The sequence below is a fragment of the Neobacillus sp. B24 genome, assembly GCF_055381825.1.
This window is the reverse complement of record NZ_AP035777.1, coordinates 399860-426234: the sequence shown is the minus strand read 5'-3', so window position 1 is coordinate 426234 and position 26375 is coordinate 399860. Positions and strand designations below refer to the sequence as shown.

General features: G+C 45.6%; 24 protein-coding genes, 1 rRNA gene and 1 riboswitch. Of the genes, 3 read left to right on the top strand and 22 right to left on the bottom strand.

The features are described from left to right. Positions 1–150: 150 nt before the first annotated feature. From ACZ43M_RS02160 to ACZ43M_RS02130, 7 genes are all read right to left on the bottom strand, one after another. A complete protein-coding gene (locus tag ACZ43M_RS02160; RefSeq protein WP_464505853.1) occupies positions 151–1314 on the bottom strand; it encodes a CamS family sex pheromone protein in 1164 nt (387 codons plus the stop codon). A gap of 16 nt (positions 1315–1330) precedes the next feature. After that, positions 1331–3337, bottom strand: a complete 2007-nt coding sequence (ligA, locus tag ACZ43M_RS02155; RefSeq protein ID WP_464505852.1) for an NAD-dependent DNA ligase LigA — start codon at positions 3335–3337, stop codon at positions 1331–1333. A 52-nt stretch (positions 3338–3389) separates the two neighbouring features. Further along, entirely contained in the window at positions 3390–5681 is a 2292-nt protein-coding gene (gene pcrA / locus ACZ43M_RS02150) for a DNA helicase PcrA (RefSeq protein ID WP_464505851.1), read from the bottom strand. A 72-nt stretch (positions 5682–5753) separates the two neighbouring features. Further along, positions 5754–6437 (bottom strand): heptaprenylglyceryl phosphate synthase, encoded by a 684-nt coding sequence (pcrB, locus tag ACZ43M_RS02145; protein ID WP_464505850.1) that lies wholly within the window; start codon positions 6435–6437, stop codon positions 5754–5756. A gap of 130 nt (positions 6438–6567) precedes the next feature. Then, the gene (locus ACZ43M_RS02140) at positions 6568–6879 is read right to left on the bottom strand and encodes a YerC/YecD family TrpR-related protein (RefSeq protein WP_464505849.1); all 312 of its coding nucleotides are present in this window, start codon (positions 6877–6879) and stop codon (positions 6568–6570) included. 28 nt (positions 6880–6907) lie between these two features. Further along, positions 6908–7957, bottom strand: coding sequence for a DUF3048 domain-containing protein (locus ACZ43M_RS02135; protein ID WP_464505848.1), 1050 nt, complete (start codon positions 7955–7957; stop codon positions 6908–6910). Positions 7958–8024: 67 nt separating this feature from the next. Further along, the gene (locus ACZ43M_RS02130) at positions 8025–9770 is read right to left on the bottom strand and encodes an adenine deaminase C-terminal domain-containing protein (protein WP_464505847.1); all 1746 of its coding nucleotides are present in this window, start codon (positions 9768–9770) and stop codon (positions 8025–8027) included. A 163-nt stretch (positions 9771–9933) separates the two neighbouring features. Between ACZ43M_RS02130 and ACZ43M_RS02125 the strand changes: the two genes are divergently transcribed. Next, positions 9934–10260 carry a YgaP family membrane protein gene (locus ACZ43M_RS02125; RefSeq protein WP_464505846.1) on the top strand — a complete coding sequence of 109 codons (327 nt, stop codon included), beginning with the start codon at positions 9934–9936 and terminating at the stop codon, positions 10258–10260. A 235-nt stretch (positions 10261–10495) separates the two neighbouring features. Continuing rightward, the gene (locus tag ACZ43M_RS02120) at positions 10496–10603 is read left to right on the top strand and encodes an EYxxD motif small membrane protein (RefSeq protein WP_464505845.1); all 108 of its coding nucleotides are present in this window, start codon (positions 10496–10498) and stop codon (positions 10601–10603) included. A gap of 8 nt (positions 10604–10611) precedes the next feature. Here the strand turns inward: ACZ43M_RS02120 and purD are convergent, their stop codons facing one another. The 14 genes from purD to ACZ43M_RS02050 all read right to left on the bottom strand — a co-directional run bounded on the left by purD (position 10612) and on the right by ACZ43M_RS02050 (position 24437). Next, positions 10612–11880, bottom strand: coding sequence for a phosphoribosylamine--glycine ligase (gene purD / locus ACZ43M_RS02115; RefSeq protein WP_464507921.1), 1269 nt, complete (start codon positions 11878–11880; stop codon positions 10612–10614). A gap of 25 nt (positions 11881–11905) precedes the next feature. Beyond that, on the bottom strand, positions 11906–13441 hold the full coding sequence (gene purH, locus ACZ43M_RS02110) for a bifunctional phosphoribosylaminoimidazolecarboxamide formyltransferase/IMP cyclohydrolase (protein WP_464505844.1): 1536 nt from the start codon (positions 13439–13441) through the stop codon (positions 11906–11908). After that, positions 13419–14021: a phosphoribosylglycinamide formyltransferase gene (purN, locus tag ACZ43M_RS02105; protein WP_464505843.1), complete on the bottom strand. Its 603-nt coding sequence runs from the start codon at positions 14019–14021 to the stop codon at positions 13419–13421. The genes purH and purN overlap by 23 nt, the downstream gene beginning before the upstream one ends. Beyond that, positions 14018–15052, bottom strand: coding sequence for a phosphoribosylformylglycinamidine cyclo-ligase (gene purM, locus ACZ43M_RS02100; protein ID WP_464505842.1), 1035 nt, complete (start codon positions 15050–15052; stop codon positions 14018–14020). The genes purN and purM overlap by 4 nt, the downstream gene beginning before the upstream one ends. A gap of 5 nt (positions 15053–15057) precedes the next feature. Continuing rightward, on the bottom strand, positions 15058–16458 hold the full coding sequence (gene purF / locus ACZ43M_RS02095; RefSeq protein WP_464505841.1) for an amidophosphoribosyltransferase: 1401 nt from the start codon (positions 16456–16458) through the stop codon (positions 15058–15060). After that, a complete protein-coding gene (purL, locus tag ACZ43M_RS02090; protein ID WP_464505840.1) occupies positions 16434–18662 on the bottom strand; it encodes a phosphoribosylformylglycinamidine synthase subunit PurL in 2229 nt (742 codons plus the stop codon). The genes purF and purL overlap by 25 nt, the downstream gene beginning before the upstream one ends. Next, a complete protein-coding gene (gene purQ, locus ACZ43M_RS02085) occupies positions 18646–19329 on the bottom strand; it encodes a phosphoribosylformylglycinamidine synthase subunit PurQ (protein WP_464505839.1) in 684 nt (227 codons plus the stop codon). The genes purL and purQ overlap by 17 nt, the downstream gene beginning before the upstream one ends. Next, positions 19326–19580: a phosphoribosylformylglycinamidine synthase subunit PurS gene (gene purS / locus ACZ43M_RS02080; protein WP_464505838.1), complete on the bottom strand. Its 255-nt coding sequence runs from the start codon at positions 19578–19580 to the stop codon at positions 19326–19328. The genes purQ and purS overlap by 4 nt, the downstream gene beginning before the upstream one ends. Beyond that, positions 19573–20286 carry a phosphoribosylaminoimidazolesuccinocarboxamide synthase gene (gene purC / locus ACZ43M_RS02075; RefSeq protein WP_464505837.1) on the bottom strand — a complete coding sequence of 238 codons (714 nt, stop codon included), beginning with the start codon at positions 20284–20286 and terminating at the stop codon, positions 19573–19575. Before purC ends, purS begins: the two co-directional genes overlap by 8 nt. A gap of 101 nt (positions 20287–20387) precedes the next feature. Then, a complete protein-coding gene (gene purB, locus ACZ43M_RS02070; RefSeq protein WP_464505835.1) occupies positions 20388–21686 on the bottom strand; it encodes an adenylosuccinate lyase in 1299 nt (432 codons plus the stop codon). Between the two features lie 3 nt (positions 21687–21689). Continuing rightward, positions 21690–22844: a 5-(carboxyamino)imidazole ribonucleotide synthase gene (gene purK, locus ACZ43M_RS02065; protein ID WP_464505834.1), complete on the bottom strand. Its 1155-nt coding sequence runs from the start codon at positions 22842–22844 to the stop codon at positions 21690–21692. Further along, positions 22831–23319 carry a 5-(carboxyamino)imidazole ribonucleotide mutase gene (gene purE / locus ACZ43M_RS02060; protein WP_464505832.1) on the bottom strand — a complete coding sequence of 163 codons (489 nt, stop codon included), beginning with the start codon at positions 23317–23319 and terminating at the stop codon, positions 22831–22833. The genes purK and purE overlap by 14 nt, the downstream gene beginning before the upstream one ends. A gap of 138 nt (positions 23320–23457) precedes the next feature. Continuing rightward, positions 23458–23559: riboswitch (purine riboswitch) on the bottom strand. Between the two features lie 86 nt (positions 23560–23645). Further along, a complete protein-coding gene (locus tag ACZ43M_RS02055) occupies positions 23646–23843 on the bottom strand; it encodes an NETI motif-containing protein (RefSeq protein WP_464505830.1) in 198 nt (65 codons plus the stop codon). Positions 23844–23894: 51 nt separating this feature from the next. Beyond that, positions 23895–24437, bottom strand: a complete 543-nt coding sequence (locus ACZ43M_RS02050; RefSeq protein WP_464505828.1) for a DUF2179 domain-containing protein — start codon at positions 24435–24437, stop codon at positions 23895–23897. A gap of 116 nt (positions 24438–24553) precedes the next feature. Between ACZ43M_RS02050 and ACZ43M_RS02045 the strand changes: the two genes are divergently transcribed. Further along, complete coding sequence (locus tag ACZ43M_RS02045; protein ID WP_464505826.1) at positions 24554–25807, top strand: TolB-like translocation protein; 1254 nt, start codon at positions 24554–24556, stop codon at positions 25805–25807. Between the two features lie 447 nt (positions 25808–26254). Here the strand turns inward: ACZ43M_RS02045 and rrf are convergent. Continuing rightward, positions 26255–26371: ribosomal RNA gene (rrf, locus tag ACZ43M_RS02040) — 5S ribosomal RNA — on the bottom strand. Between the last annotated feature and the right edge of the window lie 4 nt (positions 26372–26375).

Sequence of the window (26375 nt, the reverse complement as noted above, 5' to 3'; positions counted from 1 at the left end):
AACGTTTACATCCAAAGACCATTCTACATGATTCATATCTTTCTATCAAATGATTAATGCAGCGCAAAATTAGCGGCCTTTGCAAACAGAACTATTTCACCTTCAAAGGTCGCCCATATGCAAAAAAAAGACCCGGTCACTCAACCGGATCTACTGATAAATATGAACTAATGGTTCGTTTGCATTCGCTTTGCGGACAATCAATGCTTCAGGGCCGTCTACCGAAGTAACATTAACCGTAACAGAAATGTATTCTGGAAAATGCTCCATGACTAATCCGGTGACATACTGCGTGAAGCCGATTCCTTCTGTTTTTCCGTAAAATTGTATTGGAATCGTGATATTCAACTCTTGAAGCTGGTCTCCGACATAAAATGCCTTACCGATAACCCCATTAAAGTTTGGAAAATATTCTTCGACATCCTGCTTAAAATTCAGAAAGGCAATCGTATCATCCCGATGGGCCTCTGTTGCGGCTGTTGACGGGAACAAAAAGTATTTTTCATCGACTTTTTCCCAGCCATTTAAGCTAGAACTGCCTTTATCCACTGTTGTATAGGCAAAAAAGTTCCCGGGAACCACAGAGGTTTTTGCCGCCTGGCCAAATAGTGCTATCGTGATTGGGATGTCTCCCAGCCCTTTCGTAGCGCGGATTCGCTTAGCAACTTCTTCTGCAATTTTCTTACCTTCCCGCTCCATTGCTGCAGAATCAATTTTCATTTCCTTTTCAATCGTACCGCCGTCAACATGGACCTTGTAATAATATACCGAGTTTAATGCGAGCCCGATTGTCATCCCGGCAAGGGAAACATTCCCCTTGTCATCCTTTGTTAAATAATCATGTTCCAAAATATGCGCCAAATAAACTGGGCTGCTCGGATCTGCCTCAGAGCCATTATTCACGGGATTTAAGCCAATATTGTCCTCTGGCTTAACTTTGTTCGCCGCAGCCTGGGCTTCGTTATATTGGCGGTTTAGCCATAGGCGGATCGTTTTGGCTTTTATTTCCTGACCTTCACGGAAATAATATTTTTCGGTATCAAAGCTGTTTTGGGCAATTCTCATCAAGCCCGTTTCAAATTCATTTAAATCAAACCGTGTGTTAATGTTATTGACCACCAGCCCGCGAGCTTCCCCTGGCTCAAACGGCAGGATAGTCCGGTAATACTTATCTGAAATATTATATTTTGGAATAATCGCCTTCCCTTTGTCCTTCTCCTTTGTTTGGACGACTTCATTTTGCTTGCCAAAGTTAGGTGCGCAGGCAGTAAGCAAAAGAACAAGGGAGAGGGCGAGCAATGAGAGCTTTCTCACGTCGTTTGTTCCACCTTTACTTATTTAATTCTTCAAGGAGCCTTGCCTCATCCCAGATTTCAATTCCCAGTTCCTGAGCCTTTGTCAGCTTCGAGCCTGCATCCTCGCCGGCGATGACCAGATGCGTTTTTTTGCTGACGCTGCCAGCTATATTCCCGCCGAGTGCTTCTATTTTTTCCTTCGCCTCGTTACGCGGCATTTGCTCAAGCTTACCGGTCAACACGATCGTTTTTCCGGCAAAAATAGAATCAGACTCTTCAGCCGAAACCGGTCTTGCTCCTTTATAGTCCATATTTACACCAAAGGAAGCTAATTCCTGCAGCAGTTCCTTTGCCTCTTCCTGTTCAAAAAAGCTGACAATCGAATCGGCCATTTTATCGCCGATTTCATTTATTGCAATCAATTCATCCTTCGTTACCGAAGCAAGCTTCTCCATGGAACCGAAGCTTATAGCCAAGGTTTTCGCCGCTTTCGCTCCAACATGGCGAATTCCTAAACCAAATAGCAGTTTTTCTAATGAATTTCCCTTGGATGCCTCAATCGCATTTAACAGATTGGTCACCGACTTTTCGCCCATTCGTTCAAGAGCTATCAGCTGATCGTAAGTGAGCTTATAAATATCGGCAACATCGCTGATTAATTTCTCCGCAAATAGTTGGCTGATAACCTTTTCGCCAAGTCCGTCGATGTTCATTGCATCCCGTGATACAAAATGAATTAAGCCTTCACGGATTTGCGCTGGACATTTTGGATTAATGCATCGTAAAGCCACTTCGCCTTCGAGACGAACAAGCTCACTTTCGCATTCAGGGCAATGGGTTGGCATATGGAAATCCACTTCTTCCCCTGTTCGCTGGTCGGCCAGTACATTAACGACTTCCGGAATGATATCGCCAGCCTTTTTGATGACCACTTTATCGCCGATTTTAATGTCCTTCTCGCGGATTAAGTCCTCATTGTGAAGCGAAGCCCGCCCAACGGTTGTGCCGGCAACCTTCACCGGCATAAGAATAGCCGTTGGCGTAATCACACCGGTGCGCCCGACACTTAGTTCAATATCTTTAAGAGTCGTTACCACTTCTTCGGCGGGGAACTTGTAAGCAATGGCCCAACGCGGGCTCTTTGCAGTGGTTCCAAGCTCAGCCTGCTGAGCAAATGAATCAACTTTAATCACAATGCCATCAATTTCATACGGGAGATGCGGGCGTTTTTCCACCCAGCCGTTGATATACTGGATGACATCATCAATGGCTGCGAATTTTCGCCGTTCTTTATTGGTTTTAAAGCCTAACTTATCTAAATAATCGAGACCTTCACTATGGGAATCTACTTCAAGTGTGTCCGGGTTGCCAATTGCGTATAAAAAGATATCGAGTTTCCTCGAAGCCGCAATTTTCGTATCCAGCTGACGCAGTGAACCGGCTGCGGCATTCCTTGGGTTGGCAAACAGCTCTTCGCCGCGTTCGTTTCTGGCTGCATTTAATGCTTCAAATGAGCGCTTCGGCATAAATGCTTCACCGCGAACCTCAAGGCTGACAGGTTCTGTTAACACTAGCGGCATTGATTTGATCGTTCTTAAATTTTCACTGATGTCCTCACCAATTGTCCCGTCACCACGCGTTGCTCCCTGGACAAACACGCCGTCCTCGTAGCGCAATGACACGGCAAGACCGTCAATCTTTAGCTCGCAAACATAGGAAACATCATCGCCGACAGCCTGGCGGATGCGGCGGTCAAAATCTTTCAAATCCTGATCGTTAAAAGCGTTGCCCAAGCTTAGCATCGGCGTGCGATGCTCAACTTTTTCGAACATCTCTAGTACCGTCCCGCCGACACGGACAGTCGGGGAATCAGGTGATTTTAGTGCCGGGAATTCTTCCTCAAGCCCAATCAGTTCCTGCATCAGCCGGTCATACTCTGCATCAGGGACAGCAGGGTTATCGAGCACATAATAGTCATAGCCATATTGATGCAGCAGGCCTCTCAATTCATTAATTTTTTGTTGTGCAGTTTGAAGGTCCATATATTCAGTCCTTTCTATTTAATTCCTATCTATTTTGACTGAACGACTGAAGTTATACTTTTTTAATCGGTGCAAATTTGGCCAGCAGGCGCTTAATCCCTGTTGGACTTGGGAAAGCAATATCCAACTCGGTGCCTTCACCTTGACCTTTCACGCTGACAACGGTACCCACGCCCCATTTGCCGTGCTCCGCCTTATCGCCAACCTTCCAGGCCGTCTCGTCCCCGCCTGAAGCGGCCGAAACAGGACGCATCACCGGCTTTCTTGGTGCTGCTTGTGAACCAATTGAACTTCTTTGTGAACCAAATGATGATGAACCTGTGTTTCCGGAATATGACCCGAAAGAGGAGCCAGATGCTCCAGATCCCCTGGAACCAAACGGTGAATTTCTCCGCGCTGGTTCAGCACCCTCAATCAGATCTTCTGGAATTTCACCGATAAATCTGGAGGCTGGGTTCATGTTAGTACGTCCGAATAATGTCCTCATTTGCGCATTAGTCAAAATTAGGTTTTGCTCAGCACGAGTAATCCCAACGTAAGCCAAGCGGCGCTCCTCTTCCATTTCCGCCTCGTCCATCAGCGAGCGGTTATGCGGGAATACGCCCTCTTCCATCCCGATTAAGAACACAATCGGGAACTCCAGCCCCTTAGCCGAATGCAGGGTCATAAGGATTACGGCATCGGCCTTCTCTTCATCATCATCCATTGAATCGATGTCAGCTACTAGCGCCAAATCAGTTAAAAACCCGACAAGTGTCTTGTCCTCACTTGTTTCTTCAAAGTTCTTCGTAACGGAAAGCAATTCCTCGAGGTTTTCGATGCGGCTTTGGGCCTCTAGTGATTTTTCCGCCTCGTGCATTTCACGGTAGCCAGTTTTATCGAGAATCTCTTCTACCAACTCCGTGACAGACAGGAACTCCTGCATTTGCGTATAGTTATTAATTAACGCATGAAACTCTTTTGCTGCTTTGGTAATTTTCGGGCTTAGTCCAATCAAGTCCACTGACGCCAACGCCTGAAATAGCGAGATGTCATGCATCAACGCGAAATTGGCAATTTTATCAAGGGAACTTGAGCCAATACCGCGCTTTGGCACATTAATAACCCGTTGCAGGCTGATATCGTCGTCCGGGTTGGATACGAGGCGTAAATAAGCAAGCATGTCCTTGATTTCTTTTCTGTCATAGAATTTCGTGCCGCCGACAATGGAGTAGTTGATATTTGATTTTAGCAGTACTTCCTCCATGACACGGGACTGAGCATTGGTACGGTAAAGGATCGCGACATCAGACAGCTTACGCTTGCCATCTCGAGTCAGCTCCTTAATTTTCCCAACTACAAATTGAGCTTCTCCCTGCTCGCTGTCTGCGCGGTAATAACTGATTTTGTTGCCTTCCGGGTTTTCCGTCCACAGATTTTTCGGCTTACGGTTAAAATTCTTCTCGATGACTTTGTTCGCTGCCATCAGGATCCGTTTTGTCGAGCGATAGTTTTGCTCTAACAGGATCACTTGCGCGTTTGGATAATCCTTTTCAAACGACAGAATATTGGCAATGTCCGCACCGCGCCAGCGATAAATCGACTGGTCGGAGTCACCGACAACACAAAGATTTCGAAAGCGATTGGCTAACTGCTTAACGAGCAAATATTGGGCTTTGTTCGTATCTTGATACTCATCGACATGAATATATTGGAATTTGCGTTGATAATATTCCAGTACATCCGGCACCCGCTGAAACAATTGAATTGTGATCATAATCAGGTCATCGAAGTCGAGTGCCTGGTTTTTACGCAGCCGCTTTTGGTACTCTTCGTATACATCGCTGACAACGTCCTCGTAATAACCGCCAGTTGTTTTCTTATATTCTTCAGGGGTAATCAATTCATTTTTTGCCGAGCTGATCGATCCAAGGATAGCCCTTGGATCAAATTTTTTCGGGTCAATATTTTTATCTTTTAATATGCCTTTGATGACAGATTGCTGATCTCCTGAGTCGAGAATCGTAAAATTGCGGTTGTAGCCAATCCTGTCGATATCGCGTCTTAGTATTCTTACACACATCGAGTGAAAGGTGGAAATCCAAACCTCGTCAGCTGTTCCGCCCATCATTTTCGCAATTCTTTCTCTCATCTCGCGGGCTGCTTTATTGGTAAAGGTAATCGCCAAAATATTGTAGGGATTTACCCGCTTTTCCACGATTAAATAACCAATTCGATGCGTCAAGACCCGCGTCTTGCCGGAACCGGCACCAGCCATGATTAACAGCGGTCCATCTGTTGCTTTGACCGCCCGCTGCTGCTCCGGGTTTAAACCGTTCAATAATTTATCTGTTAAATATTGCAAAATTCCCACCACCAAATACAAACATTTGTTCTTACATTTATTGTAACGTTACTTTCAGTCCACCGCAAATTTCTAGGAGACACTTTTCACCGTTTTTAACGCTTCATCAAAGTTATCATAAATAGCATTGCCTACTACGATTACATCGGCATGCTTGGCCATTTCTGCCGCCTGTTCCAACGTGGTAATCCCGCCGCCGTAAAACAGGGTTGTATTGTTAAGCGTCTTTTTCACCTCGGCAACAACATGTGGATCACCGAAGGTCCCGCTATATTCCAAATAAAAGATGGGCAAGTGGAACATCTTTTCTGCCATCATCCCATAGCCTTTGACATCCTCTAGGGATAGGTCGGTCGCAGCAGAGGTCAGCGCAGCCGCTTTGCAGTCCCCATTTAGGATGCAATATCCCTCCATCACAATTTCTTCCCAATCCATGATTTCGCCAAACTCCTTCACTGCCTGATGGTGAAGGCCAGTAATCCAATTGGGGTCACTGCTGTTTAAGACCGTCGGGATAAAATATAAATCAAACCCGGGGGTAACAGTTTCGATGCTCGATACCTCCAGGACACATGGGACCGTATAGCGGCGAACCCTCGCCATTATATCGAGCACATTTTCAAGGGTCACCCCGTCAGTTCCCCCGACGATGACGGCGTCTGTGCCTGATTCACAAATCTGCTCCAGCTGTTCATCGGATATTTCTTTATTTGGGTCGAGTTTAAACACATGGCGCCACTCGCGAAAATCGTACATTACAGGTGCCTCCCCAATATCTAATTCCATTACACCATTATATCATTAGGAGAATATATACAAAAACAAAACAGTGAAACTAGATTATGGAAAAAGAAAAACCGAAGAACAGGTTCTTCGGTTTGGGCTGCTACTCTTCAATTTTCGTGTTTTCTTCTTTAATTCGCTCTAACACCATTTCATACGTATCATTGCCAAAATTCAAGCAGCGTTTCACACGGGAAATGGTAGCAGTGCTTGCGCCGGTTTCCGCTTCAATTTTATGATAGGTATTTCCCTCACGGAGCATTCTGGCCACATCTAATCGTTGTGCCAGTGCCTGAATTTCGTTAATTGTACATAAATCATCGAAGAACCGGTAGCATTCCTCGAGATCATTTAAAGAAAGAACTGCTTGAAATAATTGATCTAGCTCTTTGCCTCGGAGTTTATTTATTTGCATGTACTTTTCCCCTTTACCAGAAAAATAATCATTGTTCATCAAACGAAACGCTTTGTGATAGCCCAGGCTTGGCAGGCAGAACATTGACCCATGTTTTTCCCGGAACCAACGGAACTTCGGCCCCATCTTTTACAGGCACAATACGCCCGTCCCGATTTTCCCATGTCACTTCGTTCTTCTTGCCCAGCTGCAGCAAGTAGCCTTTTCCGCCTGACTTTAAATTGACATTTAGATGTCCGACCTCATCATAAACTTGATGGGTTGCTTCAATAATGAAAATATTTGATACCAGAACTGGCTCATTGGTTTCCTTGTCGACGGTTTGCTCTCCGCCTGAAAACCGCTTATATGTTCCAAGCCCCTCGTCATACTCGAAAGTCGAATTGGATATGCCGCCTCTTGAGTAGGAGATCATGACCGACTTTGCCTCGTTGCCAGTGATGCTTCCTTTTTCTTCTTCCTTCATAAACGTAAAACTTGGCGGTGTTTGGTCCATGGAATAATGCTTTTCCTCCACACCTTTTAAAATATTATCATACGTAATATAGGAGTTGTGCGGTGCTTTCCTGTCGCTTGAACGCTTAAACAATGTACCATCATAGACCATTCCATTTAGATTGTCGACATAGTTGCTCTCAAGCAGTTTCCTTGCTTCCTCACTATATCCATGAGCGATATAGAGGGCATTAAGGCCCTTAGCCAAATCGATATAGTAGGCTCGTGAACTCCGGACTGGTCCGATATTCTCAGGCTTTTCGCTTTGAAAAACGGCTAGGAAACGGGTCACGTCTCCTTCAGCAATCAACTCATATACAATGTCTGCCTGACTGATGCCTGATTGCGGCCGAGCCTTTGGATGGTTATTGACCATCACCGCAACCGCTCTTCCGTCAGTTTTCGCTGCTGATTTTACCCCTGTAAGTGGAAAGGAATAAGCGACCTCTTCTTGTTTCTGCTCTTCCTTCTCGACCACCTTATCTACTACTTTCTCTTTTGGTTTTGTACTCGTCTCCTTACTATTACTGCAACCTGAGATGAGCAGTAAGATGGCCGCTGCGGCAACAGCCCATTTTTTCATGGAATCAACACCCCTGTTTTCCCCTGCCTTGTTTCTTTCACACTTTAACCCTTTAATTAATTATAGTTTAACGCATTATCGAAGGAAAGAGTACAGTTTTATTCATAACATCGTACATTCCTTGCTGCGTAATTCGAATATACGGCAAATGAGTAGTGGAGAAAAATAACAGGCTATAAATCGGATCGGAAAAAGCATAGCCCCGCTTTCTCAATTGGGCAAACAGCTGTTTTTCCTGTACGATTAAATCCTCAACATGCAAGTCTGACATAATGCCAGATAACGTCAATGGCAGCTCGCACACCACTGCCCCGTCCTCTACTACTACGATTCCCCCGCCTAATTCTTTCATTCTATTAAAAGCAGTAAGCATATCTTGTTTATTTTTTCCTATTAAAATAATATCTCCTGTATTTGAAAAAGAGCTGGCCAAGGCCGACAGGTTATTTGCAAAGCCTTTTAGCATCGTGTTAATCCGCCATTTTCCTTCCCGGTCAATCAAGGTAAAGTAGCACTCATCGTGATCAGTTGAAAGCTGATCTCCCGAAACATCAATTGAAATCGAATAAGGTTTGGTAATAACTGAGTTTTCCATTTTGATGCCAAACGGCATGGAGTACTGCAGGTCATCCATGGTCAGTTCCCAATCCAGTTCCATCGGCTTCAAGCCGTATTGGTGCCACTGAAACGCAGGATATGCATCCTCCACTTTCTTGTTGTCTCGTTTCACCCATTTCCCTTTGGCAAGAACCGATACCGGTGTCGGATTTTCGATGCTTGATAAGAAATTGATATTGGCAACCCTTCCTGTAGCAATATTGCCAAATAAGTGATCAATATTATAGTATCTAGCAATATTGACCGTGGCCATATTATAGGCATCAATGATTGGAACTCCTTTTTCAATGGCAATCCGAATCACCTGGTCGGTAATCCCTTGCTCATAAAAAGCAGAAGATGCCCCGTCGGTATTTAATATTAATCTATCATATGCTTCTATGCCAAGCCGCTTCATGTCGTCAAGAATGTCCGGTAAATCCGGCCGAATTGAAGAATACCTTAGCGATACCATGTACCCTTGCATCAGGCGCCGGTAAACTTCTTCTCCAGTCATTGCCTCATGATCGCAATCCGCCCCAAGCAGCATCATTTTCGCCAGTGTTTTTTCAGAAGCACCAGGAAAATGGCCCTCGATTTTCTTGCGCATCCGCTTCGCTTCCTGAATCCAATGAAGCATCATGTCATCGCCATCGAGCAGCTTCGGCCATCCAGTTAATTCCCCGCCCTGAAGGACAGCATCGTGCTCAAGCCAAGACTTAATATTACTATGCGAAAATTTTTCCTCTTCATGCAGTATTTCTGTTTGCGAATCAAATCGGCTCCACCAAAACATCGTGCTTGGCGTTTCGCGAAGGTCGCGCAGCAATGAAAACGCTTCCCGTTTTTTCATATTTAAAACAAGTGCCATGTTGTCATTTATTAATGTTGTTGTCCCGAATTGGGATGCATACGCCGCGAGTGTATGGGGATTATATAATTGAAACGGATGAGCATGCGGCTCAATATACCCTGGAACAAGAATTTGGTCCGTACAGTCAACGATTTCACAATTTTCTGTAGTAGCCGGCAAATTGTCTCCGACATAAACAATGCGGTCTTCATAAATCCAAATATTAGCCCGCATCCACTTGCGGAAGGTTTGATTTAAATATAAGGCGTTTTTTAACAAGATGGTGGGAGCAAGTGCCCCATCCAATACGGATACATGCATGCGCAAATGTTTGTTTTTCCAGCGGTAACGTTGCTCCAGCATACGAATCCCTCCCTGATGTGACATATTTATTTTAATAAAGCTTGATTTAATAACAAAGAAAACCCTTACAAATTTTCTATTGTTATTATACTATCATATTTTGCATTTTAAAGCAGTAAAGAATTGATAAATATTGTAAGAAAAATGTGAAGGAGTGAACAAATTGAGAGTTACACCTAATATTGGAATTTTAAACGCCTTGATACGCATCACAATTGGACTGACCCTGTTGTCATGGTGCACCGCAAAGCTGGTAAAGCAGCCATGGCGGGATTCTTACCTGTTTGTTGCACTTTGTGCCGCGATGAAGGTGGCGGAGGGAATTGTCCGCTACTGCCCGATGACGGCAATGTTTGAGAAGTATCAGGATATGGCTATGGCTGGCGATGGGTCTGGATCTGGCGGCTCAGTCGTTGCTAATGGAGCTGCTGATTCGTTGGATGAAATGGATGGTACGATGGGGGATGCGCTGCCGTATAATCCGACCTGATGATGGCGGCTGTCCGCTAGCATTTTCGGTAGTTTGTAGAATTATTCCGGATTTACGTAGAATTATCGGAGTTATACGTAGAATTCCTTTCATTGTACGTAGAATTCCATTCAATTTACGTAGAATTAACTTAGTTTTGTGTAGAATTCCGCATCGATTGCGTAGAATTAATCACGATTTGATAATACAAAGGGCTGCCCGTCACCAGGCAGCCCTCGAAAGGAAGCTGATTGTAATGCTTGGAGAATGGTTTACTCATACTTCGTTTGTGATTGTCATCCTAATTGGCAGCATCGTTGCACTTATTTATGCGTTTTTGCGCCGAAAAGGACGCGCAAGGTAAAAACTGCTCTATAAGACAGGTGCAATCGCCTTCGCCCCGATATCTTTCCGATAAAAAACACCGTCGCACGTTAATTTTTCAAGCTCGTTATAGACTTTTTCCTGCGCTTCATGCAAGCTGTCACCTTTCGCCCCGACAAGCAGCACCCTGCCGCCCGCTGTGACATATTCACCAGCGGTGTTTTGGGCTGTACCGGCATGAAATACATAAGCATGCTGCGCCAGTTGAGACAATCCTTGTAATACCGCACCCTTTTCATATACTTCCGGATACCCATTTGAAGCGACAACAACCCCAACCATTGATTGTGAATCCCACTCAAGCACTGGAGCACCGCCGTCCAACAGTTCCAAAATAACTTCAACAAGGTCTGATTTCAGCCTTGGTAAAATGACCTGCGTTTCCGGGTCACCAAACCGCGCATTAAATTCAATTACCTTTGGACCGTCCGGACTATTAATCAACCCGGCATATAACACGCCACAAAAGCTTCGGCCTTCCTGAACCAATGCCTTAGCTGCAGGTACAAGAATTGAATCAATGGCAGTTTGTACCGTTTCGGCACTAATTTGCGGCACCGGGGAATAAGCGCCCATTCCGCCGGTATTTGGACCTTGGTCGCCGTCAAAGGCCCGCTTATGATCCTGTGCAATTTCCAACGGGACAACAGTTTTGCCATTAACAAATGCCATCAACGAAAACTCTTCCCCGCTTAAAAATTCTTCAATCACCACTGTAGAAGACGCGGTACCAAATTTTTCTTTTACCAGCATATCTTCTAAGCTTTCTAAAGCTTCCTCCGTTGTCATTGCAACCGTGACGCCTTTACCGGCGGCCAAGCCATCCGCCTTAATAACAATTGGCGCACCCTTTTCTTCGACATATTGGCGCGCTTCTTCATAAGAAGTAAACACTGCGTAATCAGCAGTCGGAATACCATATTTTTGCATGATTTCTTTGGCAAATGACTTGCTGCCTTCGATTTCAGCTGCCGTTTTTTGCGGACCGAATACCTTTAAACCGGCTTCTGCAAACTTATCAGCAAGCCCTTCAAGAAGAGGAACCTCAGGCCCGATGATTGTTAAACCGGTCCCCTCTTGGAGTGCAAACTGGAGCAAGCGCTCCTGTTCCGACTCATTAATAGAGACAAGTTGTGCATAATCGGTCATGCCGACATTGCCCGGTGCGACAAACACTTTTTCCACTAACGAGCTTTCACTAATCTTACGACAAATGGCATGCTCTCTGCCGCCGCGGCCAATTACTAACACCTTCATTTCCATTTCAGCTGCGCACCCCCGATTAATGTTTAAAGTGTCTTACTCCGGTAAATACCATGGTAATTCCGTATTCATCAGCTTTCTTAATCGAATCAGCATCGCGAATCGAGCCGCCAGGCTGAATAATAGCAGTAATCCCTGCTTTTGCCGCTGCTTCCACCGTATCGTCCATTGGGAAAAAGGCATCCGATGCAAGTGCCGCACCTTCGGCTTTTTGACCTGCTTGTTTCAAGGCAATTTCCGCGGCACCGACACGATTCATCTGCCCTGCGCCAATACCGAGGGTCATATCTTCGCTTGTTACGACAATGGCATTTGATTTCACATGTTTAACAACCTTCCAGCCCAACTTTAACGCCGCCCACTCGGCTTCTGTCGGCTGTCTTTTCGTTGGAATGGTGACGTTGGCATCATCCAAGCCATAGCGGTCCTGATCTTGAACAAGCAAGCCGCCTTCGATTGTCGTCATTTTCCGTTCTGGTTTACTTCCTTGCTGGAATGGAATCGTTAATAAACGGAGATTCTTTTTCGCTGTTAAAATAGCCAGCGCTTCTTCCGAGAACGAAGGCGCAATGATAATCTCCAGAAAAATTTCATGAAGCTTGTGAGCTGTTTTTTCGTCGACCTCACGGTTAAGGGCAATGATTCCGCCAAAAATTGAAACTGGGTCAGCGGCAAAGGCCTTTTCAAATGCTTCAAATACATTTTTCCCCGTACCAACACCACAAGGATTCATATGCTTCACGGCAACGGCTGCCGGATCTTTGAATTCCTTCACGATTTGCAAGGCTGCATCGGCATCGTTAATGTTATTGTAGGATAATTCTTTTCCGTGTAACTGTTGTGCATAGGCAATCGAGAAATTTGACCCAAGCGGTTTTTTATAAAAAGCAGCCTGCTGATGTGGATTCTCGCCATAGCGCAGGTGTTGTTTCAGTTCAAATGTAACCGTTAATTTTTCCGGATGGTCTTCCTGTGCCAAGTTGGTCATGTATTCAGCAATTAACGCATCATAGGCAGCAGTATGGCGGAACACCTTGGCCGCAAGCTTTCGCCTTGTTTCAAGCGTGGTTTTTCCGTCAGCCTTTAACTCAGTCAAAACTGTTTGATAGTCCGCTGGGTCAACAACCGCGGTGACAGATTGATGGTTTTTCGCAGAAGCACGCAGCATCGCCGGGCCGCCGATATCGATGTTTTCAATCGCATCTTGTACTGTTACATCCGGTTTTTCAATCGTTTGCTGGAACGGATAGAGATTTACGCAAACAACTTGAATCGGTTGTATTCCGTGCTCCTCCAGCTGTCTTTGGTGATCGGCTTCCTCATGCTTTGCCAATAACCCGCCGTGAATAAATGGATTTAACGTCTTAACTCGGCCTTCCAGTATTTCTGGAAATCCGGTCACATCACTGACACCGAGAACAGGAACCCCTTGCTCCTGAAGCATCTTTTTCGTTCCGCCGGTAGAGACAATCTCAAAGCCAAGGTTGACGAGCTCTCTGGCAAATTCGCTAACTCCGTTTTTGTCCGATACACTAATAAGCGCGCGTTTCTTCATTTTGTAATACATCTCCCTTTGTCAACAGCATTTGCAGAATCGCTGGGTATAGCTTGTGTTCGACAGTTTGAATCTTCCATTGCAGACTTTCCCGCGTTTCATTGTCATCAATTTTTACTTGTTCGCGAACAATAACCGGACCAGTGTCCATACCTTCATCCACATAATGAATAGTCACGCCGCTCCATTTCACCTTAGCTTCCAGCGCCTGGCCAATTGCATCCTTACCAGGAAAATCTGGCAATAACGACGGATGGATGTTGACGATTCGACCTTGGTACTCACTTAGCAGTGTCGGACCGATCAGCCGCATATAGCCGGCTAAGACGACCAAATCAACGTTTTTGTTTTTCAACAGTAAGGCAATTTCTGCTTCATAATCGGCCTTGCTTTGGTAGTCTTTAGTGTTAAACACGAACAACGGAATTTCCGCTTCCCTTGCCCGTTCAATGACAAAAGCCCCCGGATTGTCGCAGACAAGCAGTGAAATATGGGCCGAAAGCTGTTTCGCCTGGACCGCATCGACGATTGCCTGAAAGTTGCTTCCGCTTCCTGAGGCAAAAATCGCGATATTTTTCATCGACGGCCACCTCTTCCGTTGATCTCAATGCCAGGCTTTTCGTTTACTACACCGATTTCATAGGCAGATTCACCATGAGCGTTGAAATACGCGAGCACCTCGGCAGCCTCTTCCTTATTTACAGCAATGACCATGCCAATACCCATATTAAAAATATTATACATCTCGGAATAGTCGATTTGTCCAACCTCGGAAATCAGCTTAAAGATATTTGGAATTTGCCAGCTTTTTTCATGCAGCTCCGCTCCGAGCCCTTCCGGCAGCATTCTTGGGATATTCTCAATAAACCCGCCGCCGGTAATATGGGCCATTCCCTTGAGGTTGTATTTCTTCAGGGCCGATAAAATTGGCTTTACATAAATTTTTGTCGGCTTCAGCAATTCTTCACCCAAGGTGCAGCCAAGCGCATCGACATATTCAATCAAGGACCAGTTATTAAATACTTTTCTGACCAATGAATAGCCGTTACTGTGGATGCCGCTGGAGGCTAAGCCAATCAAAACATCACCGGTCTTAATACTTTCGCCTGTGATAATACCTTGTTTTTCACATGCGCCAACGGCAAACCCAGCAAGATCGTACTCGTTTTCCCGATAAAGCCCGGGCATTTCCGCCGTTTCTCCGCCAATAAGGGCACAGCCCGCCTGTTCACAGCCATCGGCTACCCCTTTGACGATTGCCTCTATTTTTTCAGGCAGCGCTTTGCCGCAGGCAATATAGTCAAGGAAGTACAACGGCTCAGCCCCTTGCACAACAATATCGTTCACGCACATCGCCACGGCATCGATGCCGATTGTATCGTGCTGGTCCATCATAAACGCCAGCTTAATCTTCGTCCCAACCCCATCGGTGCCTGACACCAAAACAGGTTCCTTCAAATTCAATAGTGATAGGTCGAACATCCCGCCAAAACCGCCAAGTGTGCCAAGAACGCCGGCCCTGGCTGTTTTTTGGACATGCTTTTTCATTCGTGATACCGCTTCATAGCCTGCTTCGATATCAACACCTGCTTGTTTGTATGCATTCGCCATTGCCGTCACCCCTTTTGGTAATAGTATTGAAGTGTATCTGGATAAATTTCTGTCGGATAGTTGCCGCTAAAGCAGCCTAGGCAAAAGCCGTTATTCTGGCCAAGCGATGCCACCATGCCCTCTAGACTTAAGAACGTCAGCGAATCGGCACCAATCAGCCCTCTGATTTCCTCCACCGATTTGTCGGAAGCAATCAATTCTTCCTTTGAGGATGTATCAATCCCGTAAAAACAAGGATTCTTAATCGGCGGGGAGCTGATCACGACATGAACCTCTGTCGCACCGGCTTCCTTTAACATTTTGACGATTCTTCTACTTGTCGTTCCGCGGACAATTGAATCGTCGACCATGATGACCCGTTTGCCTTCCACGACACCGCGGACTGCCGACAGCTTCATTTTTACCCCTTGCTCGCGGAGCGACTGCGACGGCTGGATAAATGTACGTCCGACATATTTGTTTTTGATTAATCCCATTTCATATGGAATTCCTGATTCCTCGGCATAGCCAATGGCCGCTGAAATACTGGAATCTGGAACCCCGGTTACGACATCTGCGTCGATGGGAGCCTCAAGGGCCAATTTCTTGCCCATGTTTTTACGAGCAGTATGAACGTTGACACCTTGGATGTTACTGTCCGGTCTTGAAAAATAAACGTACTCCATCATGCACATCGCCTTGGTTGAGTTGACCGCAAACATCTCGGATCTTAGCCCGTTATCATCAATAATTAACAGCTCGCCCGGCTGGATATCGCGGATGTATTCCGCTCCAATGACATCAAATGCGCAAGTTTCCGAGGCCACGACATAGGCATCGCCAAGACAGCCAAGCGACAGCGGCCGTAAGCCATGAGGGTCGAGGGCAACCATTAATTCCTTTTCCGTTAGGAGCAAATAAGCATAGGCACCCTTCAGCATAGACAGGGCATTTTTCACCTTATCGTTCAAATTTGGGAAGCCGCTTCTTCTGATTAAATGGGCGAGCACTTCCGAGTCCGAGCTTGTTTGAAAAATGCTTCCCTGCGTCTCAAGCTGATGCTTCAGGGAATTGGCGTTGACCAAATTGCCGTTATGAGCAAGTGCGAGACTGCCAGTTTGCGAGTGAAACAGGAGCGGCTGAACATTTTCATAGCCGCCCCCGCCGGCTGTCGCATAGCGGACATGACCGATGGACGAAGTGCCAGTTAGTTCCGCCATTCGTTCTGCAGTAAAGATTTCCGTTACCAGCCCTTCACCTTTTACACCTTTAAGGGCGGCTCCATCAGAGACGACGATGCCAGTCCCCTCTTGGCCGCGGTGCTGCAGGGCATGCAGCCCGTAATATGTCAGCTGGGCCGCATCCTCATGTCCCCAAACGCCAAATATTCCGCACTCTTCGTTTAAGCCTTTGATTTCAGCAAGCATGGGATCGCCCCTTTCCAGGCAGCTTTTAATTCCTCTACATATGACTCTAATACTGGCTCTGTTGTTTGTGATAATACACTTAATGTTCCTGTATCGGTTACGGTGCCAATTAATTGGGCGTCTACTAAACTTTCGAACACTGCTTGATTTTCTTTTTTAACAGATAGAAGGAAACGGGATTGCGTTTCGCTGAACAGGCTGGAGACCGGATTTCCGGTGATCGTTACTTCCGCTCCAAGCTGAGTTTCGGCAAATAAGGACTCTGCCAACGCTACCGCCAAACCGCCTTCTGACAGGTCATGGGCAGACTGAACCACTCCGGCGCGAATCGCAGCCAGAACCTGGTTTTGGCGTTCCTTTTCGACCTCGATGTTTAATTCAGGTGCTTTCCCAAAAATTTGCCCGTGGATAAGTTTTTGCAGCTCACTGCCGCCGAACTCAGGGCTAGTTTCGCCAACGAGATAAATCAGGTCTCCACTCTGTTTGAAATGCTGGGTGGTGATATGGTCTAAATCGGTTACAAGCCCTACCATACCGATGACCGGTGTCGGGTAAATGGCTGTGCCGCTTGTTTCGTTATATAAAGAGACGTTGCCTCCGATAACTGGAGTTTCAAGAACGGTGCAGGCTTCGCTGATCCCGTCGGCTGCTTTTTCAATCTGCCAAAATACTTCCGGCTTATCCGGATTTCCAAAGTTGAGGTTATCGGTAATCGCCAAAGGTTCCGCTCCGGAGCAAATAATGTTGCGAGCAGCCTCAGCAACAGCGATCTTTCCGCCTGTTTCAGGATCTAAGTAAACGTAGCGGGAATTACAATCGGTTGTCATGGCCAACGCTTTGCGGGTGCCGCGGATTCGGACTACGGAGGCATCCGAGCCAGGCGCCACAACCGTATTGGTGCGGACAGCGTAGTCGTACTGCTGATAGACCCATTCTTTGCTGGCAATGGTTGGCTGGCTTAATAGGTTTAATAGTGTTTCTTTTAGGTCTTCAACTTGTGGGATTTCCTGTTCCATTGCTTGGAACTCTGCAAAGTAAGCAGGCTCATTCGACGGTTTATTATATACAGGTGCATCCTCGGCCAAGGAGTCAACCGGTACGTCTGCAACCACTTCTCCGTGGTGAACCAGGCGAAGTTTTTTGTCATCCGTTACCGTACCAATCGCCACGGCTTCCAAATCATATTTTTCAAAAAGCTCGACGATTTCCTGCTCTCGTCCTTTCTTGACGACAATCAGCATCCGCTCCTGTGACTCAGACAGCATCATTTCGTACGGTGTCATGCCGGTTTCACGCTGCGGTACAAGGTCCAAATTCATTTCGATCCCCATGCCGGCTTTGCTGGCCATTTCCGCAGATGAGCTCGTCAGCCCGGCGGCGCCCATATCCTGAATGCCGACAAGCGCATCACAATGGATTAACTCAAGGCAGGCTTCGAGCAGAAGTTTTTCCATAAACGGATCGCCGACCTGAACAGCTGGGCGGTCTTTATCCGACTCCTCGGTTAATTCGACGGAGGCAAAGGTAGCACCATGAATCCCGTCACGGCCAGTCTTTGCACCAACATACATAACCGTATTGCCGGCACCATGCGCCAGGCCTTTCTTAATATCCTTATGGTCGATGAGTCCGACACACATCGCATTAACAAGCGGGTTGCCATCGTAGGAGGATTCAAATTGCACCTCACCGCCAACGGTTGGAATTCCGATACAGTTACCGTAGCCGGCGATTCCGGCCACGACTTCTTTAAACAGATATTTAACGCGCGGCGAGTCTAGTTCGCCAAAGCGGAGCGAGTTTAATAGGGCAATCGGACGGGCACCCATCGAGAAAACATCGCGGATTATCCCGCCGACGCCAGTTGCGGCTCCTTGATATGGTTCAATTGCGGATGGGTGGTTATGGCTTTCAATTTTAAACACAACTGCCTGGCCGTCACCGATGTCGACGATTCCGGCGCCTTCGCCAGGGCCTTGAAGTACTTTTTCGCCTTTTGTAGGAAATCTTTTTAGAACCGGCTTTGAGGTTTTATAGCTGCAATGCTCCGACCACATGACTGAGAATAACCCGGTTTCAGTATAATTCGGGGTACGGCCGAGAATGCCTTCCACCATCGTAAATTCATCGTCGGACAATCCCATTTGCTGATATAGTTTTTCTGTTTTGATCTGTTCGGGACTTGGTTCAAGCGTTAACAACATGTGATTCCCTCCAAGCTTTCACGATTGATTGAAAAAGTTTTAACCCGTCAGCGCTGCCTAAAAGCGCATCAACGGCACGCTCAGGGTGCGGCATCATCCCAAGGACGTTGCCTTTTTCATTAATGATTCCGGCAATATCTTCAAGGCTGCCGTTTGGATTTTGTTGATAGGTGAAGACAATTTGGTTATTGGCCTTTAACCTGTTTAGCATTGCTTCGTCGCAATAGTAGTTTCCTTCACCATGGGCAATAGGAATCGTAATCGTTTGACCTTTTTTGTATTCACCTGTGAACATGGTATCGGTATTTTCTACCTTTAACTCCACAGGCTTACAGATAAATGAAAGGCTTTCGTTTCGTCTCATCGCACCTGGAAGCAGGCCAGCCTCAAGGAGAATCTGAAATCCGTTGCAGACTCCGAGAACAGGTTTTCCTTCGTTCGCCGCTTTGATGACTTCCTTCATTACATTGCTGAAACGGGCAATTGCTCCTGTGCGGAGATAGTCTCCATAGGAAAAACCGCCAGGGAGCAAAATCCCGTCGTATTGGTCAAGGCTCTCGGTATCATGCCAAACGTATTCAACCTCTTCGCCAAGTTCATCTTTTATGCCATGGTACATATCGACATCACAGTTGGATCCCGGAAAAACAATGACCGCAAATCTCACTGGACGACACTCTCCTCTACTTCGTATCGGTAGTCTTCGATAACTGGATTGGCGAGCAGCTTGCTGCAAATTTCGTTGATAACCTCGTCGATGTCTCGTTCTGATTTTTCAATCGTTAATTCCATGTATTTACCGATGCGGACGTCAGCAACCTCCGGATAATTTAATGAATGGAGCGATTGAGTGACTGCCTTTCCTTGCGGATCCAAAACGCTAGTTCTCAATGTGACAAATACCTTTACTTTATACATGCTGATGCCCTCCAAGTCTTTGTAAAATAGTTTCATAGGCTGCTGTTAAACTGCCCAAATCACGGCGGAATACGTCTTTATCGAGCTTTTCGTTCGTTTTCTGGTCCCATAAACGGCACGTGTCAGGAGAAATTTCATCTGCGAGTATGACTTGTCCCTTATCGTCTTTGCCAAATTCAAGCTTGAAGTCGATGAGATTGATGCCAAGTCCATGGAAAAAGCTTGTTAACACTTCGTTAATTTGTAATGCTTTTTCTCGTAAAATATGGATTTCTTCAGATGTTGCCAGGTTTAATTCAAGGATGTGGCTTTTGGTGAGGAGCGGGTCACCAAGATCGTCATTTTTCAGGTAGAACTCAACTAGTGGTGCTGTGAGTTTGCGTCCTTCCTCGATTCCAAGTCGTTTGGACAAGGAGCCTGCCGCCGTGTTGCGGACAACGACCTCAAGTGGGATGATGGTGACTTTTTTGACTAACTGCTCGATGTCCGAAATCTTGCGGATAAAATGCGAGTGTATTCCTTGCTCTTTTAACTTTAAAAATAGGAGACTGGTAATCTCGTTATTGAGACGGCCTTTACCGGTTATATCAGCTTTTTTTTGCCCGTTGAAGGCAGTGGCAGAGTCTTTATACTGAATGAGGACAACTTGCGGGTCATCTGTTGCATAGATGCGCTTCGCTTTTCCTTCGTAAAGCATTTCTTTCATCGTGAGACACTCCTTATTTTTCAATATTGGCAATCTTCTTTATAAGGGAGGGGCCTTCTCGTACTGGAAAGCCCCATATTTAAATTGGTTAAATAATGATCCTACCCATTCAACCCCAGCCGGTCAAAAATGGTATCGACATGCTGGAGGTGGTAGCTGTAATCAAAGCAATCGGCGATTTCTTCGATCGACAGCAAAGAGGTAATTTTCTCCTCCGCTTCAACTAGTCCCCTAAACGGAACTTGTCTTTCCCACGCCTCCATCGCCTTTGGCTGTACGGTATCATAAGCCTCCTCGCGGGACAGGCCCTTATCGATCAACGCCAACAGCACGCGCTGTGAATAAATTAAGCCAAGTGTGAGGTCCATGTTGCGCTTCATATTTTCTGGATACACTGTCAGGTTTTTAATGATGTTACCAAAGCGATTCAACATATAATTCAACGCAATTGTCGCATCCGGCAGAATTATCCGTTCAGCGGAAGAATGCGAAATATCGCGCTCATGCCAAAGCGGCACATTCTCATAGGCTGTCATCATGTAGCCGCGAATCACCCGCGCCATCCCCGTCATATTCTCAGAGCCAATCGGGTTGCGCTTATGCGGCATCGCTGAAGATCCTTTTTGACCTTTTGCAAAAAACTCTTCCACTTCACGAGTCTCGCTTTTTTGCAGACCGCGGACTTCTACGGCAAATTTTTCAATCGAAGTTGCAATCAGAGCAATGACAGACATGTAATGGGCATGACGGTCGCGCTGCAGCGTTTGCGTCGAAATCGGCGCACGCTCTAGTCCAAGCTGTTCACACACATATTGCTCCACAAACGGGTCGATATTGGCATACGTTCCAACAGCCCCAGAGATTTTCCCAAACTCAACCCCATGAGATGCCTGCTTAAACCGCTCGAGATTACGCTTCATTTCTTCATACCAAAGCGCCAGCTTCAAACCAAAGGTTGTTGGCTCGGCATGTACGCCGTGCGTCCGCCCCATCATAACGGTGTATTTGTGTTCCTGGGCTTTCGCTTTTAAAATCGAAATAAAGTTCTCAAGGTCCTTCAATAGAATAGCGTTGGCTTGTTTAAGAACATACGACAACGCCGTATCAACGACATCTGTAGAAGTTAACCCGTAATGAACCCATTTCCGCTCTTCTCCCAGTGTTTCAGAAACGGCACGGGTAAAGGCAACAACATCATGTCTTGTTTCTTCTTCAATTTCTTTAATGCGGTCAATATTAAATGAAGCATTTTCGCGTAGTTTCCGCACATCCTCTTTCGGAATCTCCCCTAACTCAGCCCATGCTTCACATGCCAAAATTTCTACCTCAAGCCAAGCTTTGAAGCGGTTCTCCTCCGTCCAAATCGCGCCCATTTCCGGTCTTGTGTAACGATCAATCATGATTTATCCTCCGATCTTTTCAGTAGCTCTGTACCAAATGCTGCTGGACTCAACCTCAAGCAGGGCATCCTCCACATTGTCTCGCAAAAGTGTGACATGGCCCATTTTTCGTTTCAGCTTTGGTTCCTTTTTTCCGTATAAATGAATCTTCCAGTCTTGCAGCACCGGAATTTCAGTATACAATTTTTCAAGATGCTCTCCTAATAGGTTGACCATAACCGCTGGTTTTAAAAGCGCTGTGCTCGTAAGCGGCCAATTGCAAATTGCCCGAATATGCTGCTCGAATTGCGAAGTCTCACAGGCTTCAATACTGTAGTGCCCGGAATTATGCGGCCGCGGTGCCAATTCATTGATATAGATCCCGCCATCTTCCGTTACGAACATCTCTACGGCAAGTGTCCCGACCAAACCGAGATAATCGGCTATCTGTTTCGCTTTTTGAATCGCCAACTCTTCAGTCTCACCAGAAATTCGTGCCGGGACAATCGTCTGATGCAAAATATTTTCTACATGCACATTTTCTCCGACTGGAAAAATTGACGTTTCTCCATCTGGTTTCCGCGTTACAATCACCGAAATTTCCTTTTCAAACGGAACCCATTTTTCCAGGACACAAGCTCCATGTGCCAGCAGCGGTTTACCTTTCGCCAAGTCCTCCGGCCCACGAATCACCAACTGACCTTTCCCGTCATAACCGCCCCGTGCAGTTTTCAAAACAGCCGGATAACTGACAGTCTCTATTTTTAAAAATAAATCTTCCATGCTATAAATCTCTTCGTATGGTGCAACTTCAACACCACCCTGCATGATTGCTGCTTTCTCCTTAATCCGGTCCTGCGTGATCGTCAGCAGCTCCCAGCCCTGCGGTACATAGGCCTGCTCACAAATCCACTTTAGTGTTTCAGAATCAATATTTTCAAATTCATATGTGATCACGTCACTGACCGCTGCCAATTGACGGATTGCATCGCGGTCATCATATGCCCCAATGACCTCAATATCCGCAGCCTGACCGCATGGAGAGTCGGAAACTGGCTCTAGTACGGCAATCCGAAATCCTTGGGCCTTCGCTGCCAAGGCCATCATTCGGCCCAACTGTCCGCCCCCGATAATACCAATCGTTGCTCCAGGTAAAATTGTTTTATTATTCAAGTTCATCACTGCTTTCCATTACCGCTGCCTTTGTAGCCTCACGTCTTGCTTCCAGCTTTGCTGCAAGTTCAGCATTTTCTGTCGCTAGAATTTGTGCCGCCAACAGCCCTGCATTCACTGCCCCAGCCTTGCCGATCGCCACCGTCGCCACCGGTACGCCGCCTGGCATTTGTACAATTGACAACAGTGAGTCCAATCCATTTAATGTCTTGGTTTGAATAGGAACACCAATCACCGGCAGAGTTGTTTTTGCTGCCACCATGCCCGGCAAATGTGCGGCCCCGCCCGCTCCGGCAATAATCACCTTTAAACCTCTTTCTCTTGCTTCTTCTGCATAAGCAAACATGAAATCGGGCGTACGATGGGCCGATACGACCTTTTTTTCAAAAGGAACTTCTAACTGCTGTAGAATATCGCAGGCATGCTTCATCGTATCCCAGTCCGATTTGCTGCCCATAATGACACCGACTAAATGATTCATTTCTTCAAAGCCCCCTATCAATCTTAAATTGACAACAAAAATACCCGGACAAATGGCATCTCAAAAAAGAGAAAGCCATTTGTCCGGGCATGGAAAATTCGCATAAACACAAACTAAGGGGCTGCCCCTTATGTGCCGAACATATTGACTTTCCCTCATAGTCCAATAATTTACGGTTATTGGGTAGAAACTTATGGGCCATATTCCCATGGATATACGAGGGTAAGAAAATCTAACAACTGATACACTTATCTTAACAACCGAGACTATCTCTGTCAACCAATAAATCGAACATTATTTTTCAATAACACTATAATGTTCGTGTTTTACTCCATTAATCTTGCTTCAAATACAATTTGGCGCCCAACCGGCTCGTAAATTGTCTCTCCACCTTTTTTTATCTCCTGGAATATCGGCTTTTCGGTCCGGCGAATGGGCATGTAACCTGCTTGTTTTATTCTATTTAAACATTGGTCAATACTTTCATTTTCCTGTACCTCAAATTGCATTTTCTTTTTGTTCATAGGAATATCCTTTCTTACTTCTAGAGGCTGTCCAATGGGCAGCCTCTTTTTTTATGAAAATAATTTTCCCCGTTTCACTGATTTCACCCAAAAGCCGCCATGAATCGTCTTCGCCTCATAGGCAATGATGAATGCCTTCGGATCGGTGGTTTTTATTAAATCATACAGCTTAAGTTCAAATTTCCGCGGTGTCAGGATTTGCATCGCCATCCGATTTCCTTCAAGGCCATGTGCCTCCCAATCGGTCACCCCGTACCCTTTTTCCCTTAGGAGTTTAGGTAAATTTTTATCATATTCCTTTGTAATCACATTGACGGTTATATAGCCAAGCGCCAGTTTTTCTTCAATTTTCATCCCGACAATGACGCCAATCCCATAGCCAACTGCATAGGCAATCAAGTTTTGTATTTCATTCAGGTTATTCAACACAAGGCCTAGGCCAAGCACATAGATAACTACTTCAATCATGCTTAGGAACGCTGCCAAATAACGCTGCCCCTTTAACGTCAGTATCATCCTTATGGTAAAAAACGATACATACACAATATTGATCATGAGAATAATGGCAACCATCATAAAACTATTTTCCAGCATACCGGAACCTCCTATTATCATGCTTCCTAAACAATTTAGCACATTATTTATGTTTATACCCTTTTTGGCAAAAAATAAGATTAATCAAATTTTTTCCACAAATGAGAGGTGGTTGTATGATTAAAAAATTTCTAGTATCTATTTTGCTTATTGTTTCATTCCACCCCGTCGCTGATGCAGATACACCGGACAATGAATATAAAGCTGCGTTTATAAGGGGGGATGATTTGTGGATAAAAATTGGCATAAATGAGCGTCGGCTTACTAAGGGTGACTATATTAGATACCCGAAGTGGTCCTCTGATGGGGAGTGGATTGCCTATTTGAAAGCTGTCGACGTAAACGGCGGAAGCGTCTACAATGGGGATTTATGGGTCTATAATGTGAAATTGGACAAGGCCTTTCATATTAAATCCAATGTAAATACAAATTTCCAGTGGGCACCGAAGCAGAACAAGCTTGGCTTTATGGTTAACAAGGACCTTTATGTGTTAAAAATGAATGCTCATTTCTTGCCCGCCTTCGTTGCAGATAGTGTTGATAACTTTTCTTGGCTTCCTGATTTAGGAGGATTTTTGGTTTGCACTAGAAAAAGTGAGCAGTTTAATTCTGATGTGATCTTGTCAAAGATAAGCCTTAGAGGTAACCGGCAAAAACCTTCAGCCGAACATTTTTATACCATTAATGTTGGGGAAAATGAGATTGTAGCGGGCACGAGTCAGTTTAAGTGGTCAAAGGACAAAAAGTGGATTAGTTTCTTATTGATTCCGACTGCCTCGCTGTCTGCGGATGGCAATACGCTTTGTTTGCTGTCTAGTGACGGGAGAGTGTTTCATCGGGTAGATGAGATGTTAAATTATCCAGAATGGATGATGTGGTCTCCTAGAAGCGGTGGTTCGCTTGGCTATATAGGCGGAACCGGCAGGGAAGCGACCTTTAATAAACATTTAAAAGTAGTGAATGCCCCATCTTTTCAGGTTCAGAACTTAACACCTGCAGGTTTCACCGACAGGGATTTGTTTTGGAAAAATAAGAATACCCTTCTTGTTTCAAGATCGGTTGAAAGCGATGTCGGAAGTCTCGATGAAAGACCGCTGCCTGGTTTGTACGAGATTAACCTTGTTGCCGGGAAACAGAAACAGGTAACTGCTCCTGGCAAAAACGAGGGAGACTTCGCACCGCAGGTTTTACAGGATAATTTGGTTTGGATCAGGACGGACCGTCGTGACGCTGATGTTATGGTTTCTAGTGGTGGGGGTGGCCCTTTTGCAGGGAAGGTTTGGATTAAAAATTTGTCTATTCCAAGCTGGTATTACGAAAAGTGGAATTGGGCGGAGGTTTTTGATTTGTACAGGGAATGGAGTAGTTGAAGGGGATATTTTGAAGGTTTAGTGCTTCAATTAGGGCTGTTGGCGTAGCGGGAGGGGGAAAATTGGTGGTTTTCTGCTCCAATAGGCTCTATTGGCGTAATTGCTGGGGGAAAATTGGTGGTTTACTGTTCCAATAGGCTCTATTGGAGTAATTGCAGATGGAAAATTGGTGGTTTTCTGCTCCAATGAGCTCTATTGGCGTAATTTCAAAGATGAAAATTCGGTGTTTTGTTCACCAATTAAAGTCCGAAAAAATTATATCCGCGGTTTCCCATCATATATCCGCGAAAAACAAAATATATCCGCGTTAATTTGATTTTATCCGCGAAAAAGCAAATATATCCGCGAAAATCCCAATATATCCGCGAAACTCCATTTTTCAAAGCCAATTACCCTTTTAAAATAAACACAAAAAAGACAACCATTTTTTCAGGTTGTCTTTTGCTAGCCCGGCAACGTCCTACTCTCACAGGGGCGCCTGCCCCAACTACCATCGGCGCTGAGAAGCTTAACTTCCGTGTTCGGTATGGGAACGGGTGTGACCTTCTCGCCATAGTTGCCAGACTAT